Here is a 20,051-nt window from a genome sequence, read left to right as displayed (position 1 = left end):
TGCGTGGTTGCAGTCGTTTAAACCATGGAAGTACGCAGGTGCGCGATATCGCGGCACTGCTGAAACAGCGCCAGCCCTTGCTGTTGAGCTTCGCTGAGTACCTGTTGTTCGTTTACTCGGGTGGCGCGGCCGTTGTCGATCAGCTGCTGACCATCAACCCAGACCGCGGCGACGTTGCGGGCGTCGGCGGCGAAGACCAGATTCCACAGCAAATTGCCGCCCGCTGCATTGATCTCGGTCGGCGTCAGGTTGGGTTGCGCCAGATCGAGCAGCAGCAGGTCGGCCTGCTTGCCGACCTCCAGTGAGCCGATACGATCACCCAAGCCTAGGGCGCGGGCACCGTTGATGGTGGCCATGCGCAGGATCTGGTCAGCCGGCAGCACGGTGGCGTCCAGCCGCGTGGCCTTCTGGATCAGCGAGGCGAATTTCATTTCCTCAAACAGGCTGAGGCTGTTGTTGCACACCGGGCCGTCAGTACCCAGGCCGACGGTGATACCGGCGGCGAGCATGTCCGGCACGCGGGCCACGCCGCTGGCGAGCTTGGCGTTGCTGATCGGGCAGTGGGCGATGCTGGTGCCGGTGTCGGCCACGCGCTTGATTTCGTCGTCGGTCAGCCAGACGCAGTGGGCCAGTAAGGTGCGCTCACCGAGGATGCCGTAGTGATCGAGCTGGGCGATGGAGCGGCGGCCAAACTCGGCTTTGACGGCGTCGTCTTCTTCCTTTTGTTCGCTGGCGTGGGTGTGAATGCCCACGCCGTATTCGGCCTGGCACTCCAGCGCTTCGCGGTAGGCATCGGGGGTGCAGTAGAACAGGTGTTCCAGCCCCATCCAGACCTGAATACGACCGTTCTGGCTGCCGTGGTGGCTGTGGATGAGTGCGCGGTTTTCGGCGCGGGTAGCGAAGAAGTCCTTGCCGGGCGCGTCGGCCACGTAGGGCGCCAGATTCACCCGCAGGCCGATCTCGCCGGCGGCATCGGCGCAGCGCGCCATAAAGCGGTACATGTCCATCACGCAGGTGGTGCCGCTCTTCAGTGCTTCGAGATAGCACAGGCGCGCCGAGTGGTAGGCGTACTCTTCGGTCAGGGCGCGGTGTTCGAGCTGATACCAGGGCAGCCATTCCATCAGCTGCATGTTTTCGGTCACGCCGCGCATCAGGCTGGAATGGGAGTGGGCGTCGATCAGGCCGGGCAGCAGCGCGTGGCCGCTGGCGTCGATGACCGGCATGCCGGGCGGGATGATCACCTCGTCGCTCGGGCCGACGGCGCTGATGCGCCCGTCCTCGACGATCAGGGTGCCGCGCGGGATGACGCGGTTGTGTGGGTCAACGGTAAAGATGGCTGCATCGTGCAGCGCGAACTGGCTCACTGGCTACTCCTGGCAGTTGACTGAACTGACGCAGCGTCGGTTCAGGACACTGTGACGGCACGGCGGGCACGGAAGCGGTCAGCGTGGCTGATGTCTTCCTCGGAGGCTGTCCGAGCGGAACACATTAAAACGGGTTGGCATTATCCTCCGCACCAAGGCTCAGCGCCACCGGACGGAGACTGTTCAGGTATTTCACTAGGCCGAGCCCATGCTCGGCGTGGTTGTCTTGGGTACGGCCAGACCACAGCCACGCAGGATCACCTCGGTGAGGAAGTTGGCGGCGTGGTCAAAGTCTTTCTGTTCGTACTCGGCCTTGTTCTCGACCATCAGCACCTGCACCTGAAAGTCGGCGTAGTGCTGGGTTGAGGACCAGATCAGGAAAATCAGCTGCACCGGGTCTACCGGTGCCATACGGCCCTGGTCGATCCACTGCTGCATGACGGCGGCGCGGCCGCGTACCCATTCGCGCATGTTGGTGCGCAGGTGGGTCATCAAGAAGGGCGCACCCTGCATGATCTCCATGGCAAACAGCCGGGAGGCCAGCGGGTACAGACGGGACATCTCGACCTTGGCGCGAATGAAGCTGGCCAATGCCTCGGCGGGGTCGTCGTCGACGGTCACGCTGGAGAACACGGCGTTCCAGCGCGAGAGAATATCGTCGAACATGGCTGCGTAGATCTTCTTCTTGTTGCTGAAGTAGTACAGCACGTTCGATTTGGGCAGTTCAGCCCGTTCGGCAATGTTCTGGATGGTGGCACCGCGATAGCCGTGCAAGGCAAATTCCTGTTCCGCTGCGGCCAGAATGATCTCGTGGTTGCGCTCGCGAATGCGTCCGGGTTTGTAACTCCGTGGCTTGCTCTTGCTGGTCATGGTCATCCGTCGCCTTGTTCCAGTGCGGGGCCAGGCTGGCTGGCCCCACGGGGTGTTGTCAGAAGTGGAATTTCACCAGGGCGCTGACGGCGCTTTCGGTGTCCATCACATCATCATTCAGACCGTACTTGTTGTTCCAGTAGGAGTACTCGATACCTGCGTAGAGTACGCCCGGGCTGCCACGGTAGTTACCCAGATCCAGCTTCAGCTGCGGGTTGAAGTGGAAGTCGGACTTGTGGTCGTCTTCGGCGGTGGACCAGTCAATGTAACCGTCGAACAGGATGCGTGTCTTGCCGAATTCCATCGGCATGCCCCAGACGACAGTGGCCTGATAGTCGTCATCGGTTTCGCTGTTCCATACGCGATAGAAGCGGGTGCCGACGTACTGGAAGCCCGGGATGTTCCAGTCGATGCCCGGACCGACCATGTAGTTGTTCACGTTGGTGCCGCCGCCAAACTCGTACTGACCGGACAGGGTAAAGTCCTTGATCAGGCCGTCGCCGCCCAGCTTGCTGCCGGTCAGCCAGCTCAGGCTCAGGTTAGGCGCGAATTCACCATACAGATCGTCAGTGTCCTTGTCCTTGCCGTGACCCTGGTTGCGGTCAACGAAGAAGAAGGTGCTGCCCCAGTCATGGCCGGTCGCGTTCTCGAAGGTGAAGAATGTTTGCGTGGTCTTGGTCTTGCCAAAGGCCTGATAGTCGTCGCTGTACAGAATCGAAATGCTGGAGTCGGAGAAATACTTCTCAGCCTGTGCAGCCGGGACAAAGGCGCCTGCGACGCACGCGGCGATCAGGGTTTTTTGCAGTGTGCTCATATTCGATGCTTCCTGGAATAAGTGATTTAGTTTTGATTGGCATAGTGGGTGCTCAAGTTATTTGCTCGGCCTATAGGGTTGGCCGATTGATAGGGGTGTGTTGAGGCGGGTCCGCGCGGGGTTCCACGACAACAGCACCAGGACAATGATGGTGACGACATAGGGCAGCATGGCCAGCAGCTCGGTCGAGCTGTTCCAGCCGAGTCCCTGCAGCACCAGGTGCAAGATGCTGGCGGCGCCAAACAGGTAGGCGCCGAGCAGCACGCGCTCGGGTTTCCAGGTGGCGAATACCACCAGGGCCAGGGCGATCCAGCCGCGCCCGGCAGTCATGTTCTCGGTCCACATGGGGGTGTAGGCCAGCGACAGGTAGGCGCCCGCCAGGCCAGCCATGGCGCCGCCAAAGGCCACCGCCATGTAGCGCACCGGCAGTACCCGCAGGCCGTTGGCATTGGCCGCTTCCGGTGACTCGCCGACGGCGCGCAGAATCAGGCCGCCGCGACTGTACTTGAGAAAGCAGAACACCAGTACAAAGATCAGCAAGGATGCGTAGACCAGCAGGTCCTGGTTGAACAGCACCTGGCCGATGACCGGGATATCCGACAGCAGCGGAATGGCGATCTTGTCGAAGCCGTCGATCGACTGGCCGACAAAGCCGCTGCCCACGAAGGAGCTCAGGCCGATGCCGAAGATGGTCAGCGCCAGGCCGGCGGCATACTGGTTGGCCGCCAGGGTGATGGCCATCAGCGCGAATAGCATGGCCATCAGTACGCCGCCCAGCATGGCAGCGAGTACGCCCATCGCCAGGCTGCCGGTGGCGGTGGCGGCGATAAAGCCGATCACCGCGCCCATCAGCATCATGCCTTCCTGACCGAGGTTGAGAACGCCGGAGCGTTCGCACACCAGTTCACCCAGGGCGACCAGCAACAGCGGGGTGCCGGCGACCACGGTCGCGGCGAGTACGTTGGTAATCAGTACGGCGTCCATTTCAGGCCTCCCCTGCTACGGCCTTGGGGGCCCGACGAATGCGAATGCGGTAGTGAATAAAGGCGTCACAGGTCAGCAGGTAGAACAGCAGCAGCCCCTGGAACAGCCCGGTGATGGCCTTGGGCAGCGCCATGGCAATCTGCAGCATCTCGCCGCCCATAAAGGTCAGCGCCAGCAGCGCCGCCGCCAGCACAATGCCGACCGCCTGCATGCGACCGAGGAAGACCACGATGATCGCGGTGTAGCCGTAACCGGGCGACACCTGCGGCACCAGTTGACCGAGCGGACCGGTCACCTCACTGGCACCGGCCAGACCGGCCAGACCACCGGCGAGAATGAACGCCAGCAGGGTCAGACGCTTGGCCGGGAAGCCGGCGAAGGCCGCAGCGCGCTCGTCCTGACCGAGTACCTTGAGCTGAAAGCCGATAAAGGTGCGGGCGAACAGCACGCCCACCGCCACCGCTGCCAGCAGGCCGAACAGCAGGCCGATATGCAGGCGGGTGTCCGGGATCAGCTTGGGCAGCAGGGCTGCGGCGGCAAACATCTCGGACTGCGGAAAGCCGAAGCCGTACGGGTCTTTCAGCGGGCCGTGAACCGCGTACAGCAGCAGGTTCAGGGCGATGTAGTTGAGCATGATGGTGGTGAGAATTTCGTTGCAGTGGAACTGCGTCTTCAACACCCCGGCCAGCAGGGCCCAGGCGGCCCCGGCAACCATGCCAGCGATCAGCACCAGCGGCAGCACCCAGGGGCCGCTCTGGTCGCTGAACTGCAGGGCAGCTGCGCTGGCCCACAGGGCGCCCATCAGGAAGTGGCCCTCAGCGCCGATGTTCCACAGCTTGGCGCGGTAGCAGATGGTCAGGCCGGCGGCGCACAGCAGCAGCGGCGCCATTTTCAGGCCCAGCTCGGCCCAGCCGTGTTTATCGCTCAACGGAGTCAGGAAGAAGAAGGTCAGACCTTCGACCGGGTCCTTGCCCAGGGCCAGAAAGATGCCCATACCGGTAATGATGGTGAGGATCAGCGCCAGCAGCGGGGAAGCCCACTGCATGGCGCGGGAGTCGACGGCGCGACGCTCAAGCGACAGCATGGGAAACCTCCGAAGGTGCAGCGCTGGGGAAATCACCGGCCATCCACTGGCCGAGTTGTTCAATGGTCAGGTCACTGGTGTTGACCAGCGGCGACAGCCGGCCGGCGCAGATCGCGCCCATGCGGCCACAGAGCTGGAACAGTTCGTCCAGATCCTCGGAGATCAGCAGTACCGCAGCGCCCTCGTCACGCAGCCGCACCAGTGCCTCGTGGATGGCCACTGCCGAGCCGACGTCAACGCCCCAGGTCGGGTGCGAGGCGACCAGCAGCTTGGGTTGCTGCATGGCCTCACGGCCGATGATGAATTTCTGCAGGTTGCCGCCGGACAGGCTGGTAGCGTGGCTGTCGATGCTGGCGGTGCGTACACCAAAGGCATCGACGATACGGCTGGCGTAGTCGCGGACCTTGTTCAGCGCCACCCAGCCCTTGTTCACCATGCCTTCGCCGTAGGCGGTCAGCAGGCTGTTGTCGACCAGCGACATGGACGGCACGGCGCCACGACCCAGGCGCTCTTCCGGCACCACTGCCACGCCCAGGCGGCGACGTACCCCCGGTTTGGCCTGACCGATGGCCCTGCCGCCGAGCTTGATGCTGTCGTTGCTGACCAGCGCCTCGCCCGACAACGCGCGCAGCAGCTCGTCCTGCCCGTTGCCGGCTACGCCGGCAATGCCGACGATCTCGCCGGCGCGCAGGCTCATGCTCAGTGCTTGCAGGCTGGTGCCAAAGGGGTCGCTGGTGCGGTAATTCAGTTCACGCACATCCAGCAGCACCTCGCCCGGCTCGCGCGGTTCTACCTGCGTCGACAGCGGCGTTTCGTTGCCGACCATCATGCGCGCGATGTCGTCGGTGCTTACCTCGCCCGGATTGCACTCGCCGGTCACGCGGCCCTGGCGCAGCACCGTGGCGCGGTGGCAAAGGTCACGAACTTCCTGCAGCTTGTGGCTGATGAACAGAATGCTGCAGCCTTCCTGCGAGAGCTGGCGCAGGGTGCGGAACAGGGTTTCGACCTCCTGCGGGGTCAGTACCGAGGTGGGCTCGTCGAGGATCAGCAGCGAGCTGTCCTGAATCAGGCAGCGCACAATCTCCACCCGCTGGCGCTCACCAATCGACAGGCTGTTGACGTAGCGGCGCGGGTCCAGCGCCATGCCGTAGTGTTCAGACACCTCGCGGATGCGCGCTTCGAGCTTGCGGCGGTCACGGGCCTGATCAGCGGGCAGGCTAAGCGCGATGTTCTCGGCTACTGTCAGGGTTTCAAACAGTGAAAAATGCTGGAACACCATGCCGATGCCCAGTTCACGGGCGTGGGCCGGGCCCTGCAGGGTCAGCGGGTGGCCGTTCCAGGTAATGCTGCCGGCGTCGGGCTGGATGACGCCGTAGATAACTTTCATCAGGGTGCTCTTGCCGGCGCCATTTTCGCCGAGCAAGGCATGGATTTCGCCTGCGTTGACTGTGAGCTGCACACCGTCATTCGCCCGGCATCCAGGGTACTCCTTGACGATGTTTTCCAGCTTCAGGCGTTGTGCGGTTGCCATTCAGTTTCCTCTATGGGTGTTGTACCGGCGCTTATAGATGACAGGCCGGGCGACGCCCTATTAATAACTGACCAATCAATCAACATTTTCTGTCAGAGCAATTTGCTTGCCAAAACTCTAAAAAACCCGAAAATCAATTTTTTCAGACTAGTTGGTCAAGTTTTTGCAAATCTACCCGTAGCCTCTGTGTGCGCCGCTGCTGTGGCGCCACGCCTGAACCCGCCTGAATGGGCCAAACCGTGCATAGAGCGGAGACGACCGTGATTGAGTTCTATCTAAATGGCCAGCCGGAAAAACTTGACCGTGCTGACCCAAACATGAGCATCCTTGACTGGCTGCGCACCAAAAAGCGGCTTAGTGGCACCAAGGAGGGATGCGCGTCCGGTGACTGCGGAGCCTGTACCGTACTGCTGGGTAGCCCTGCCGACGACGCGGGCGCGCATTATACGGCAATCAACAGTTGCATCAGCCTGATCGGCTCGATGCATGGCAAGCACCTGATTACCGTGGACGCCCTGTCGGCTGACAACGCCCACCCGGTGCAGCAGGCCATGGTCGAGTGCAGCGGCTCGCAGTGCGGCTTTTGCACCCCGGGCTTCATCATGTCTATGGTGGGCTTGCACCAGCAGGTTGTGGGCACTGAAGGCAACGCCAGTGAGCACCAGCTGATGGAGGCGCTAGCCGGCAACCTGTGCCGCTGTACCGGTTATCGGCCGATTCTCGAAGCCGGCCGCCGCACCCTGGTGGACGCGGTGCAGCACTGGGATGGTGCCGCGCTGTTTGAGCCGGCGCCGGCGCAGGCCTTTACTGACACCCGCGCCCGGGCCGCCAGCCTGCAAGATGACGAGGGCAAGCGCTTTGACGCACCGGTTGAGCTGAGTGAGTTGCGCCGTCTGCTGGCGGCCAATCCGGCGGCCCGACTGGTGGCTGGCAGCACTGATCTGGCACTGGAAATCACCCAGCAGTTGAAGACGCTGCCGCAGCTGATTTCGGTCGAGCAGATTGCCGAGCTGCATGCACTGAACAGTGATGAGCAAAACCTGACCATCGGGTCGGCTGCCACTTACCGCGAATTTGGCCCCACTCTGTGTGCCGACTGGCCAGCCTTTGCCGGCATGCTGGAGCGCCTTGGCTCACTGCAGGTGCGTAACCGTGGCACCCTGGGCGGGAATATCGGTAACGCTTCGCCCATTGGTGACATGCCGCCGCCGCTGATTGCCCTGGGTGCACAGATTCAGCTCGACGGCGCCGATGGCGAGCGTTGGCTGGCGCTGGAAGACTTCTTTGTCGACTACAAGAAAACTCGGCTGGCGCCGGGCGAATTTATTCGCGCCGTGCAGGTGCCGCGTCCGCAAGATAACCAGCGGCTGTTTATCTACAAGATCTCCAAGCGACTGGATGACGACATCTCGGCGGTGCTGGGTGCGTTCTGGCTGCAGTTTGACGGCGACACCGTCAGCGATTGCCGCCTGGCCTTTGGCGGCATGGCCGGCATCCCCAAGCGCGCCACCGGCGCCGAAGCGGCGCTGCGCGGTGCGCGCTTTGATGAAACCGCCGTGGCCGCCGCGCAGACGGCGCTGGCAGCGGACTTTAGCCCGCTGTCTGATGTGCGCGCCTCGGCCAGCTACCGCACTACGGTGGCCGGCAACCTGCTGCTGCGTGCCCTCCATGAATTCCGTGCTGGCGCTGCCGGCACCTCTGCATTGACGGTGACCGACTATGCGTAAACTGCCCCGCGACATTTCCCGCCAGAGCGGCCAGCCGTTGGGTGTGGCTGGTCAGAGCACGCTGCACGACAGCGCCTGGCTGCACGTGACCGGCACCGCCCGCTACATCGATGACCTGCCCGAGCCTGAAGGCATTCTGCACGCGGCGGTGGGCCACAGTGAGCAGGCCCACGCGCGCGTGCTGAGCATGGACCTGTCCGCCGTGCGCGCCTACCCCGGCGTGGTCGCGGTGCTGACCGTGGATGACGTGCCGGGCCACACCGACATCGGCCCGGTCTTCCCGGGCGACCCGGTACTGGCTGGCGAGCTGGTCGAGCATATCGGCCAGCCGCTGTTTGCTGTGGCGGCCACCAGCCATACGGCGGCGCGCAAGGCGGCCAAGCTGGCCAAGGTCGAGTACGAACCCCTGCACGCGGTGCTGGACACCCGCGAGGCGCTGGAAAAGCAGTTTTTTGTCCGCCCCAGCCACACCCAGCAGCGTGGTGACCCGGACGCGGCACTGGCCGGCGCGCCGCATCGCCTCAAGGGCGAAATCAATGTCGGCGGACAGGAGCACTTCTACCTGGAAGGTCAGGCCTGTGTGGCGTTGCCGCAGGAAGACGGCGGCATGTTTGTGCATACCTCCAGCCAGCACCCCTCCGAGGTCCAGAAGCTGGTGGCCGAGGTGCTGGGTGTACCTATTCATGCGGTGACTACCGAGGTGCGGCGCATGGGTGGCGGCTTTGGCGGCAAGGAAACCCAGGCCGCGCCGGTGGCCTGCGTGGCTGCGCTGCTGGCCAACGCCACCGGGCGACCGGTGAAGTACCGCCTGTCGCGCCCCGATGACATGGTGCAGACCGGCAAGCGCCACGACTTTCTCAACACCTACGACATCGGCTTTGACGAGCAGGGTGTGATTCAGGGCGCCGAGATCATGGTGGCTGGGCGCTGCGGCTATTCGCCGGACCTGTCCAATGCCATTGTCGAGCGGGCCATGTTCCACTCCGACAACGCCTACTATCTGGATCAGGCGCGGGTCACCGGCCATTGCTGCAAGACCCACACGGTGTCCAACACGGCCTTCCGCGGCTTTGGCGGCCCGCAGGGCATGATGGTGATCGAGCAGGCGGTGGACGACATTGCCCGCCACCTGCAGCTGGACCCGCTGGAGGTGCGCAAGCGCAACCTCTACCGCGAAGGCCGCGACACCACCCATTACGGCCAGACCATTACCCATCATGTGCTGCCCGAGCTGATCAGCCAGCTGGAAACCAGCTCTGACTATCAGGCGCGGCGCGCCGAGATCAGTACCTTCAACCAGCAGAGCCCGGTACTCAAGCGCGGGTTGGCGCTGACGCCGGTGAAGTTTGGTATTTCCTTCACCGCCAAGCACCTCAACCAGGCTGGCGCGCTGGTGCTGATCTACACCGACGGCAGCCTGCAGGTGAACCACGGCGGCACCGAGATGGGTCAGGGCCTGTACATCAAGATTGCGCAGGTGGTGGCTGCGGCCTTCCAGATCGACGTGGACAAGGTGAAAGTCACCGCGACCCGTACCGACAAGGTGCCCAACACCTCGCCAACCGCCGCCTCCTCCGGCTCGGACCTGAACGGCATGGCGGCGCTGGATGCCTGCGAGAAGATCAAGGCCAGGCTGATTGCCTTTGCTGCCGCCGAGTATGGCTGTGAGCAGAGCGCGGTGCGTTTTGAGAACAACCAGCTGGTGGCGGGCGACATTCGTCTGGACTGGGCCGACTTTATCCAGAAGGCCTACATGAACCGCATCGCCCTGTCCTCCTCAGGCTTTTACGCCACGCCCAATATCTACTACGACCACGCCAAGGGGCAGGGCCACCCGTTCCTGTATTACGCCAACGGCGCGGCCTGCTCCGAGGTGGTGCTGGATACCCTGACCGGCGAATACCGCGTACTGCGCACGGATATCCTGCACGACGCCGGGCAGTCGCTGAACCCGGAGATCGACATCGGCCAGATCGAGGGCGGCTTTGTGCAGGGCATGGGCTGGCTGACCACCGAGGAGCTGGTCTACAGCGATCAGGGTCGCCTGCTGACCACCGGGCCTGCCACCTACAAGATTCCGGCAGTGTCGGATACGCCGCCGGACTTGCGCGTCGCTCTGCTGGCCAATAGCCCGAACAGGGAAGCCACGGTGTTCCGTTCCAAGGCCGTGGGCGAGCCGCCACTGATGCTCGGCATTGCGGTCTGGAGTGCCCTGCGTGACGCGGTAGCCAGCCTGACCGATTACCGCTACAGCCCGCCGCTGGATACCCCGGCCACCCCCGAGCGCATGCTCGCGGCGGTGACCGCTGCCCGCCAGTGGGCGTTGGCCGAGCAGGAGGCCGTGTAATGAACAAGCAACTGCGCTGGTTTGAGGCGGTCGCCGACTGCGAACAGCGCGGCGAGCCCTATGTGCTGGTCACGGTGGTCGGGGTGGCCGGCTCGGTGCCGCGTGAGCCGTCGAGCAAGATGGTCATCACAGGTGAACACACCTGGGACACCATTGGCGGCGGCCATCTGGAATATCTGGTCACCGCCCGCGCCCGTGAGCAGCTGGCGGCCGGTCGCTTCGAGACGGTGCTGGAGCACTTTCCGCTGGGCGCCTCGCTGGGTCAGTGCTGCGGCGGCAGTGTGTCTGTGCTGCTCGAAGGCCAGCCCGGCAGCGATGCACAGCTGGTGGTCTTTGGTGCCGGCCATGTGGCCCAGGCGCTGATGACCATCATGGGGCAGTTGCCCTGGCAGGTGACGCTGGTCGACTCGCGCGCCGAGGTGTTTCCGAGCGATCTGGCGGCCAACATCCGCACGCTGCACAGCGATGACCCGGTGGGCGACGCTCCGGCCCTGTGCCGTGGCCGCCATGTGCTGATTCTGACCCACAACCATCAGCTTGATTACGATCTGTGCCGCGCCCTGCTGGACGCCGATGACGCTGCCTCGGTGGGCCTGATTGGCTCGCAGACCAAGGCCGATCGCTTTCGTCAGCGACTCAATCACCGGGGCTACAGCGACGAGCAGATCGCCCGCATTCGCTGCCCGGTTGGGCGCAGTGATGTACCCGGCAAGCGGCCGATGGAGGTCGCGGTATCGATCAGCGCCGAGCTACTGGCCCTCGGTAGGCCAGCGGCGCCGCGCGAACGGCGACGCGGCGTGAGCTGGCCGCAGCTGCGTGACTTGATGAAACAGGACAACACCCTTGAGACACCGCAACAGCCGGTGGAGACAAAATGACTCTGGAACACCTGAACACCCTGCCTGAAGACCAGGCGCTGGCGGTCTTTCGTGACTGCTGCGCTGCCGATGCCTGGGCGCGCCCGATGGTCGCCGCCCGCCCCTATCAAAGCGCCGAGGCGCTGCACGGCACCGCCCGCGCGCTCTGGCCCAACCTGCACGAAGCTGACTGGCTAGTGGCCTTTGAGGCGCACCCCAAGATCGGTGACATCAAGAGCCTGAAAGCCAAGTACGCCAGTACCGAAGCGCTGGCCAGCGGCGAGCAGGCCGGCGCGCGCGTGGCGCCTGATGAGATACTGCGGCGCCTGAAAGACGGCAACGACGCCTACTTCGACAAGTTCGGCTTTATCTTTATTGTCTGCGCCACCGGCAAGAGCGCCGAAGACATGCTCGAGCTGCTGGAGCAGCGGCTGCCCAACAGCCGCGAGCAGGAACTGCGCATCGCCGCCGAAGAACAAGCCAAGATCACTCACATTCGTCTGGACAAGCTGCTATGAGCAAGAGCCCGATTACTACCCATATTCTCGATCTCGGCAGCGGCAAACCCGCTGCCGGTGTACGCATTGTCCTTGAGCAGCAACAGGGCGACAGCTGGGTCACCCTGGCCAGTGCCGAGACCGACGCCGATGGCCGCGTGCTGAACGGCTTCGGCAGCGAAGCGGTCGCCGGTGTGTATCGCCTGACCTTCGACACCGACGGCTATTACGCCGCGCAGGGGCTGCGCTGCTTTTATCCGGCCGTCACCATCGCCTTCCGCCTGGACGACGTGCAGGCCCATTACCATGTGCCGCTGCTGTTGAACCAGTGGGGCTACTCAACCTACCGGGGGAGCTAGGATGACGACCAACTCTGATGCCGTCGGCCTGTCGGCCTTCCGCGGCCCATTGCTGCACTTTTTATCCGAACCGGGGCTGGGCACGCCCGATCCGGCCAGTTACAGCTACTTCACCGACGGCTTGCTGGTGGTTGCCGATGGCCGGGTGCAGGCGGTTGGTGACGCCGCCGAGCTGTTGCCGACCCTGCCGGCGGGCACGCCGGTTGAGCATTCACCGGAAGGCCTGATCATGCCCGGCATGATCGACACCCACGTACATATGCCGCAATTGGCGGTGATGGCGAGTTACGGCACCCAGCTGCTGGAGTGGCTGGAAACCTACACCTTCCCGAGCGAATCACGCTTTGCCGATGCCGACTGGTCGGCCAAGCAGTCCAAGGTCTTCCTCGACTTGCTGTTGGCGCACGGCACCACCTCGGCGCTGGTGTTCAGCACCTCGCACCAGGTTGCCAGTGAGGCGCTGTTCAGCGCTGCGCACGACTACAACATGGCGATCACCACCGGCCGGGTGATGATGGACTGCAACGCCCCGGACGGCGTGCGCGACACCGCCGAGGCGAGCTATGAAGAAAGCCGCGAGCTGATCGCCCGCTGGCACGGCACCGGGCGCCAGCGCTACGCCGTCACCCCGCGTTTTGCCGCCACCTCGACCCCAGAGCAGCTGACCTACGCCGGCAAGCTGATGACCGAGGCCGACGGCCTGTTGATGCAGACCCACTGGGCCGAGAACAAGGCCGAGATCGCCTGGATTGCCGAGCTGTTCCCGGAGCGCTCAAGTTATCTCGATGTCTACGACCACTTCGGCCTGCTTGGCCCGCGCAGTGTGCTGGCGCACGGCATTCATATCGACGACGCCGACCGCGCCCGGCTGGCCGAAACCGGCACCCGCATCGCCTTCTGCCCGACCTCCAACACCTTCCTCGGCAGCGGCCTGTTCGATCTGGCCAGCGCCCGGACGGCGGATGTTGAGGTCGGTCTGGCGTCGGATGTGGGCGGCGGCACCAGCCTGTCGATGCTGGTCACCATGGCCGAGGCCTACAAGGTCTGCCAGCTACGCGGCCAGAGCCTGAACCCTTTCCAGGCGTTCTACATGGCGACCCTCGGCAACGCCAAGGTGCTGCATCAGGAGGCTGAGACCGGCAACCTGGCACCCGGCAAGATGGCGGACTTTTTGATCCTCGACCGCGCCGCCAGCCCGATTCAGCAACTCAAGCACAGCGCCGAGCGCGATCTGTCGGGCATCCTGTTCGACCTGATGATCCTCGGCGACGACCGCAGCATTCGTCGCACCTACATCGCCGGCCAATGCCGTTACGACCGCGACGCCGTACAAGGAGCAGCCCATGCTGGTCTACCTGTCTGAGTGGCTTAGCCTGATCATCCGCTGGTTTCACGTGATTGCCGGGGTGGCCTGGATCGGCGCCTCGTTCTACTTCGTCTGGCTGGACAACAACCTGCGCGAGCCGCCAGCGTGGAAGAAGCAAAAGGGCATCAAGGGCGACCTTTGGGCGATCCACGGCGGTGGCTTCTATGAGGTGGCCAAGTACGAAGTTGGCCCCGAGCAGATGCCGACCGACCTGCACTGGTTCAAGTGGGAAGCCTACAGCACCCTGCTCAGCGGCCTGGCGCTGCTGGCCGTGGTGTATTACATGGGCAACCCCGGCTACCTGATCGACCCGAGCAAGGTGGCGCTCAGTGGCGCTGGCGCCGTCGCCATTGGCGTGGGCACCCTGGTCGCGGTCGTCGCCGTGTATGAGGCGCTGATTCGCAGCCCGCTGGCGCGTAACGGCATGGCCTTTGGCGCGGTGCTGTATCTGATTCTGGTCGCGGTTGCCTTTGGCCTGTATCAGGTATTTGCCGGTCGTGGCGCGTACATTCACGTCGGTGCGGTCATTGGCACCATCATGGTGGGTAACGTGTTCCTCGGTATCGTGCCGGCCCAGCGTGCATTGGTGAATGCGGTGGCCCGTGGCGAGAAGCCGGGTGAAGAGGTGGTGATGCTGGCCCAGCGCGCCATGCTGCGCTCGCGCCACAACAACTACCTCACGCTGCCGGTGCTGTTCATCATGATCAGCAACCACTACCCGATGTTCTACGCCCATGCCCACGGCTGGCTGGCGCTGGCGGCCATTGGCGCTATCACCGCCTACGCGCGGCACTTCTTCAACCTGCGTAACCAGGGCCAGTTCAAACCCTCGATTCTGGTTGTCAGCGCACTGGCGACTGTCGCCCTGATCTGGGCCATGGCGCCAAGTGCACCCTCTACCGTGGCAACCCACAGCCCCGGCACCGCGCAAACCGATGGTGACAGCGCGGCAGCGAGTCCGGTAACAGGTGCCGAGATCAGCCAGCTGCTGGCTACCCACTGCCAGGCCTGCCACGCCGCCAGGCCAACCAGCCCGGCCTTCCAGGCACCGCCTGCCGGCATCATTCTGGACAGCCTGGAGCACCTCAAGCAGCACGGTGACAAGGTCTATCAGGCGGCGGTAGCGACGCACTACATGCCGCTGGGCAACATGAGCGGCATGAGCGATGAAGAACGCAGCCTGCTGGGACGCTGGCTGCAGGAGAATCGCTGAGTGAGATGCAAGGCGGAGCGGGCGTTGGCCTGCTCCGCCTACGCATAGTCAGAGCAAGTACAGGCCGCGTGCATCGGTTATGCTGCGTTCACTTTGTGGACAAGGACGGACCATTGCATGCGTGTTGATAATCTCATTCTCCTGGTATTGGCGGCGATTGCGCTGTTTGCGCTGTACAGAGCCTATGGCAAGGCTCGTCGTGCCCGTCGCGAACGATTGATCGACACCTATCGTTTCCCTGAGTCGATTGCGGCGAAAGTCGGTAAAACCTATCCGCATCTGAGCGACGCTGAGGTAACGCGAGTCATGCAGGGGCTGCGCGAGTACTTCCACCTGTGCAACACGGCGGGGCGGCGTATGGTGTCGATGCCGTCGCAGGCGGTGGATGTGGCCTGGCACGAGTTCATCCTCTTTACCCGCAAGTACGAGTATTTCTGCAGCAAGGCGTTGGGCCGCTTTCTGCATCACACCCCGGCCGAAGCCATGCGCTCTCCAACCAGCGCCCAGACCGGTATCAAGACGGCCTGGCGCTTGTCGTGCAAGCGCGAGGGCATCATGCCGCGTGCTGCGCACCGGCTACCGCTGTTGTTTGCCATCGACGCCGAACTGAACATCCCCGATGGCTTTCGCTACGCGCTTGACTGCAGGCGGACGCCGGGTGATGACTATTGTGCCGGCCACATTGGTTGCGGCTCGGGTTGCAGCGGCGGCTGCGGCGGTGATTCCTCCGACGGCTGTGGCGGCTGTGGCGGTGGCGGGGACTGACTGGCGAACAGCCAAGGAGACATGATGGCGCAGCAATCGGCCATGAACGCAGAGCGTTGGGCACAGCTGATGGCAGCCTGGAGCCTCGGCCCAAACCAGGACACCTGCACTGCTCTGATGCAAGCCTATGCGCAAAAGGGGCGGCACTATCACACCGCAGAGCATGTGGCGGCGTGCCTGCGGCATCTGGATGACTGCTTTGCCAGCGTACAGCGCCCCAGAGAGGTCGAAATCGCCCTCTGGTTTCACGATGCAATCTACCAGCCGTTCTCCAGCAGCAACGAGCAGGACAGCGCAGACTGGGCGGCAGCGTTCCTGACTGAGCAGGGAGTGGATGAGCAGGCGGTGGCTCGGGTTCATCGTTTGATCATGGCAACCGAGCACAACGCGCCCGCGCAGACCAGTGATGAAGCGGTGCTGGTGGATATTGATCTGTCGATACTGGGTACGCCGCCGGCGGTGTACGACATTTTCGAGCAGGCGGTTCGGCAGGAGTATCGGTTGGTGCCGTTGCCGCTGTATCGTCGCAAGCGCGTCGAGGTGCTGCGTGGTTTTCTGCAGCGGCCGAGTATTTACACCTCCGGCTGCTTTGGGCCGCAGATGGAGCAACAGGCCCGAGCCAACCTGAGCAGAGCCATTACCGACCTTGAAGGTGGCGCCTGAGACAACACACCCGGCGCGCTGGCCGGGTGTCTAGCGCTGCGGGTTACTTCTTGGCTTCCGCAAAGTTGGCCTGAATGCGTTGCAGCAGATAATCGGCTGCTGAAATCGGCGGGTACTTGCCGGCGGGGCTCTCGATCATCACGTCTTTATTGGCCTGGCAGAAGAACGCCATGCTGTAGCGCGGGCCGCGGTACTCGCCGGGCCTCGGCATGCGTACGCGGTGCAGGGTGGACTTGAGCTGGTCGTCGCTCCAGCGCATCAGCATGTCACCGATGTTGCAGGTGATGATGTCGTCACGCGGAATCACGCTGCTCCACTCGCGGTTGTCACCGGCGCCTTCGGCGTCTTTGCCCGGGCTGACCTGCAGGCCGCCCTGACCCTCCTTCTGGAACACCATGGTCAGGCAGTCAAAGTCGGTGTGTGCACCGGCGCGCCACAGGCTTTCGTCCTGATCATCTTCCGGCATGGCCAGGTAATGCAGCAGGCGCAGGGTGCTTTGATAGTCAGGCTGGCGGCGGTCATGCGCCTTGGTGAAAAAGTCGCGTGCAAACCCGAGGCGCTCGGCAAAGCAGGACAGCACCTGCATGCCCAGCTGCCAGGCGCGGTATTCAAAGTCCAGCAGGATGCGGTGGAATTCCGGCACCACGGTTTGGTTGGGCCACAGGTCATCCATGTGCGGCAGGGTGATCTGGAAGGATTCTTTCTGATCGGCCGTGCGGGTGGACGGGCGCACCTGCGACATAAACTCCCAACCGCTGTTCAGGCCCTTTTTCAGCGCAAAGCGCGCTTTCTCTTCGTTTGGCAGGGCGAAGAAGGCTTCAGACAGGTCGAAGGCGCGCTGCACCAGCTTCACGTCCAGACCGTGATTGACCAGCTGAAAGAAGCCAACCTCGGTGGCGGCGTTCCACAACTGCTCGGTGATCTCGCTGCGGCGGGCTTCGAAATCGGTCAGGTCGATCAGCGGAATATCGCGGGCAGTTTCCTTGCCCATGCCGCCGAAGGTGGTTTCCAGCTGCAGTTCTTTCAGGCCGTATTCAGGGGTTGTTGCGGTTGTCATGGTGAATCTCCGAGTAGTCCCGTTGGGAGCAAATGGGGCGGAGAATGACGCGGGCGGGAGGTGGAAGGAGGCTGTGGCCTGTCAGTCCGCGTCACCGCGCTATGCGCATTGTCCGCTAACTGAGCAATGACCTGGGGTGTTGCCCCCTGACAGCTTCTACTCACGTTGCCGAGGATAAGGGAAGCACCGATTAATTCCGCATGCCCTCTGGCATTCAGGTTGGGCCGCAATCAAGGCGTGGTTTCGAAGGCATGTCGGGACCTGTCGAGAAATTACAACGCAGAGTGCGGTCCAGCCTGTACGCCCCGTAGGGCGAGCGCTCAAGCATGCATCTGCTGTGTTGCGCTGCTTGCCAATAGAACCACTATTGGCTGCACAGCACGCCTTGCAGCTACATGCTTGAGCACTCGCAGAGGGCGTGTGGAATTGATCAGCGCTTCCCTAAGCCTCAGGCACAAATACTCAAGCAGTAATTGCGCCAACTCGGGCAAATCCGACGAACGCGCCGGCTGGCGTGGCCTTTCGCAAATCGACAGTTTGGTTTTGAGCGCTTAGATTGCACCGTGATCGCGCAAAAGCTGACCACTTGCACTGGTTTTGCTCACCCTGCGCCCGCTTTTTACGGCGGATACCCGATGAAACGGCGGCTGTAGCGCGGCTGAAAGGTTGGTCAAAAAATTGCACTTGTTACTCCAGGGAAGCACTGATTAATTCCGCATGCCCTCTGGCGTTCAGGCTGGGCCGCATTCGGCTGGGCTGCAATCAAGGCGTGGTTTCGAAGGCATGTCTGGACCTGTCGAGAAATCACAACGCAGAGTGCAGCCCAGCCTGTACGCCCCGTAGGGCGAGCGCTCAAGCATGCATCTGCTGCGTTGCGCTGCTTGCCAATAGAACCACTATTGGCTGCACATCGCGCCTTGCATCTGCCCGCTTGAGCTCTCGCAGAGCGCGTGTGGAATTAATCAGTGCTTCCCTAGGGCCGCACGCTGCGGTCATTTCAATACCAGGCGACAGAGTAGAAGCGGTCAGGGGCATGCGGAATTGATCAGTGATTCCCTCACTCCGGGACATTGCTCTTTGGCAGCAACAGAGGAGCAGTACCTCCGTGACTTACCTGATCAAGAACGCACAAGCTGTTTTTTCCCCCACCGCCGCTAACGCGACGGATATCCGCATCAGCGATGGCAAGATTACCGAGCTGGGTTGCGATCTGGCGCTGGCCGCAGGTGAAACCCTGATCGACGCGCGCGGCTGCGTGGTCTGGCCCGGCTTGGTGAACACCCACCATCACCTGGCCCAATCCATCATGAAGGGCGTGCCAGAAGGCCTGAACCAGAACCTCAACGATTGGCTGGGCTCGGTGCCCTACCGTTACTGGCCCAAGGTCACGCCGGAGCTGATGTACCACGCTGCGCGGCTGGGCTTGTACGAGCTGCTGCGCTCTGGTGGCACCACCTGCGCAGATCATCATTACCTCTATCACGCCACCACCAGCCCTGAACTGGAAGATGCCGTCTGGCGCGCCGCCGACGAGCTGGGCATGCGTCTGGTGCTGTGCCGCGGCAGTGCCACCTCGGTGGGCAGCCATCACGGCATGATTGAGCACGGCATCTCCCCGGAAAGCATCGAGCAGATCATCGCGCGGCTGGACGCCAGCCGCGTGCGCTATCACCAGGACGGCGGCGACGCCATGCGCAAGCTGGTAGTAGCGCCAACCAGCCTGATTCACTCCAGCGACCCGGACGGCCTGCGCGAACAGGCCGCCTACGCCCGCGAGTTCACGCTGGGCATGCACTCGCACCTGCTGGAAGTGGACTTTGATGAAGTTGCCTCGCTGAAAAAGTACGGCAAACGCGCGGTGGATTACGCCGGTGAGTGCGGCTGGCTGGGCGACGATGTGTGGTTTGCCCATCTGGTGCATTGCGACGACTACATCATCGACCGCCTCGCCACTACCGGCACCGGCATCGCGCACTGCCCCACATCCAACTGCCGTCTGGGCAGCGGCATTGCCCCGGCCATCAAGATGGAGCAGGCAGGTATGGCGATCACCCTGGGTGTGGACGGCTCCGCCTCTGCCGAGTCCGGCTCCATGCTGCAGGAGCTGAACCTCGCCTGGCTGATCCACCGCGCTGTGCACGGCCCGGACGCCACCACGCTGGAACAGGTGCTCGGCTGGGGTAGCCGCAACGGCGCCAAGCTGCTGGGCCTGCACGATGTGGGCGAGATCACCGTGGGCATGGCCGCCGACCTGGTGCTGTTCGACATCAACCAGCCCCGCTTTGCCGGCGTGCACAGCCCCCTCATCGCACCCTTGATGTGCGGTGAGCCGGCCAGCGTGAAGTACAGCTTTATCCAGGGCCGCCCGGCAGTGAACAACGGCGACATCTGCGGCTTGGATGAGGCCGAGCTGACGGCGCGGGTGCAGGAGTCGGTAGCGCAGCTGATTCGTAGTTGATTCCGGGACGGCCGGGTTCCAACTCGGCCAGCGGGTCGCCGTGCTTCATCAAGGTCTGTGTTCATGCCTTTCGGCGTCTCGGCTTTCGTAGGGCC

General features: G+C 63.2%; 17 protein-coding genes. 10 read left to right on the top strand and 7 right to left on the bottom strand.

What is annotated here, in order from left to right; all coding sequences use genetic code 11:
• Positions 1–17: 17 nt before the first annotated feature.
• The 6 genes from HV822_RS08340 to HV822_RS08315 all read right to left on the bottom strand — a co-directional run bounded on the left by HV822_RS08340 (position 18) and on the right by HV822_RS08315 (position 6,647).
• Entirely contained in the window at positions 18–1,364 is a 1,347-nt protein-coding gene (locus HV822_RS08340; protein WP_238873401.1) for an amidohydrolase family protein, read from the bottom strand.
• Between the two features lie 195 nt (positions 1,365–1,559).
• Positions 1,560–2,234, bottom strand: a complete 675-nt coding sequence (locus HV822_RS08335; RefSeq protein ID WP_238873400.1) for a TetR/AcrR family transcriptional regulator — start codon at positions 2,232–2,234, stop codon at positions 1,560–1,562.
• Positions 2,235–2,292: 58 nt separating this feature from the next.
• The gene (locus HV822_RS08330) at positions 2,293–3,048 is read right to left on the bottom strand and encodes a hypothetical protein (protein WP_238873399.1); all 756 of its coding nucleotides are present in this window, start codon (positions 3,046–3,048) and stop codon (positions 2,293–2,295) included.
• 57 nt (positions 3,049–3,105) lie between these two features.
• Entirely contained in the window at positions 3,106–4,032 is a 927-nt protein-coding gene (locus HV822_RS08325; RefSeq protein WP_238873398.1) for an ABC transporter permease, read from the bottom strand.
• 1 nt (position 4,033) lies between these two features.
• On the bottom strand, positions 4,034–5,116 hold the full coding sequence (locus HV822_RS08320) for an ABC transporter permease (protein ID WP_238873397.1): 1,083 nt from the start codon (positions 5,114–5,116) through the stop codon (positions 4,034–4,036).
• A complete protein-coding gene (locus tag HV822_RS08315; protein WP_238873396.1) occupies positions 5,103–6,647 on the bottom strand; it encodes an ABC transporter ATP-binding protein in 1,545 nt (514 codons plus the stop codon). Before HV822_RS08315 ends, HV822_RS08320 begins: the two co-directional genes overlap by 14 nt.
• Positions 6,648–6,907: 260 nt before the next feature.
• Between HV822_RS08315 and xdhA the strand changes: the two genes are divergently transcribed.
• The 9 genes from xdhA (at position 6,908) to HV822_RS08270 (ending at position 16,441) form a co-directional block, all read left to right on the top strand.
• Positions 6,908–8,374 (top strand): xanthine dehydrogenase small subunit, encoded by a 1,467-nt coding sequence (gene xdhA / locus HV822_RS08310; protein WP_396265111.1) that lies wholly within the window; start codon positions 6,908–6,910, stop codon positions 8,372–8,374.
• Complete coding sequence (gene xdhB / locus HV822_RS08305; protein WP_238873395.1) at positions 8,367–10,721, top strand: xanthine dehydrogenase molybdopterin binding subunit; 2,355 nt, start codon at positions 8,367–8,369, stop codon at positions 10,719–10,721. The genes xdhA and xdhB overlap by 8 nt, the downstream gene beginning before the upstream one ends.
• Positions 10,721–11,599: a xanthine dehydrogenase accessory protein XdhC gene (gene xdhC, locus HV822_RS08300; RefSeq protein ID WP_238873394.1), complete on the top strand. Its 879-nt coding sequence runs from the start codon at positions 10,721–10,723 to the stop codon at positions 11,597–11,599. The genes xdhB and xdhC overlap by 1 nt, the downstream gene beginning before the upstream one ends.
• Positions 11,596–12,096, top strand: coding sequence for a 2-oxo-4-hydroxy-4-carboxy-5-ureidoimidazoline decarboxylase (uraD, locus tag HV822_RS08295; RefSeq protein WP_238873393.1), 501 nt, complete (start codon positions 11,596–11,598; stop codon positions 12,094–12,096). Before xdhC ends, uraD begins: the two co-directional genes overlap by 4 nt.
• Positions 12,093–12,434 carry a hydroxyisourate hydrolase gene (gene uraH / locus HV822_RS08290; RefSeq protein ID WP_238873392.1) on the top strand — a complete coding sequence of 114 codons (342 nt, stop codon included), beginning with the start codon at positions 12,093–12,095 and terminating at the stop codon, positions 12,432–12,434. Before uraD ends, uraH begins: the two co-directional genes overlap by 4 nt.
• A gap of 1 nt (position 12,435) precedes the next feature.
• A complete protein-coding gene (gene guaD / locus HV822_RS08285) occupies positions 12,436–13,797 on the top strand; it encodes a guanine deaminase (protein ID WP_238873391.1) in 1,362 nt (453 codons plus the stop codon).
• Complete coding sequence (locus tag HV822_RS08280) at positions 13,778–15,013, top strand: urate hydroxylase PuuD (protein WP_238873390.1); 1,236 nt, start codon at positions 13,778–13,780, stop codon at positions 15,011–15,013. The genes guaD and HV822_RS08280 overlap by 20 nt, the downstream gene beginning before the upstream one ends.
• A 117-nt stretch (positions 15,014–15,130) precedes the next feature.
• The gene (locus HV822_RS08275; RefSeq protein ID WP_238873389.1) at positions 15,131–15,778 is read left to right on the top strand and encodes a glycine-rich domain-containing protein; all 648 of its coding nucleotides are present in this window, start codon (positions 15,131–15,133) and stop codon (positions 15,776–15,778) included.
• A gap of 24 nt (positions 15,779–15,802) precedes the next feature.
• Positions 15,803–16,441: an HD domain-containing protein gene (locus tag HV822_RS08270; protein ID WP_238873388.1), complete on the top strand. Its 639-nt coding sequence runs from the start codon at positions 15,803–15,805 to the stop codon at positions 16,439–16,441.
• 43 nt (positions 16,442–16,484) lie between these two features.
• Here HV822_RS08270 and HV822_RS08265 read toward each other — a convergent pair whose 3' ends face one another.
• The gene (locus tag HV822_RS08265) at positions 16,485–17,498 is read right to left on the bottom strand and encodes an isopenicillin N synthase family dioxygenase (protein ID WP_238873387.1); all 1,014 of its coding nucleotides are present in this window, start codon (positions 17,496–17,498) and stop codon (positions 16,485–16,487) included.
• A 1,105-nt stretch (positions 17,499–18,603) separates the two neighbouring features.
• On the opposite strand from HV822_RS08265, the gene HV822_RS08260 reads away from it, so the two are divergent.
• The gene (locus HV822_RS08260; protein ID WP_238873386.1) at positions 18,604–19,956 is read left to right on the top strand and encodes an amidohydrolase family protein; all 1,353 of its coding nucleotides are present in this window, start codon (positions 18,604–18,606) and stop codon (positions 19,954–19,956) included.
• Positions 19,957–20,051: the final 95 nt, after the last annotated feature.

This window comes from Halopseudomonas maritima (assembly GCF_021545785.1).
Lineage (GTDB): Bacteria > Pseudomonadota > Gammaproteobacteria > Pseudomonadales > Pseudomonadaceae > Halopseudomonas > Halopseudomonas maritima.
This window is presented reverse-complemented; position numbering and strand designations above follow the sequence as displayed.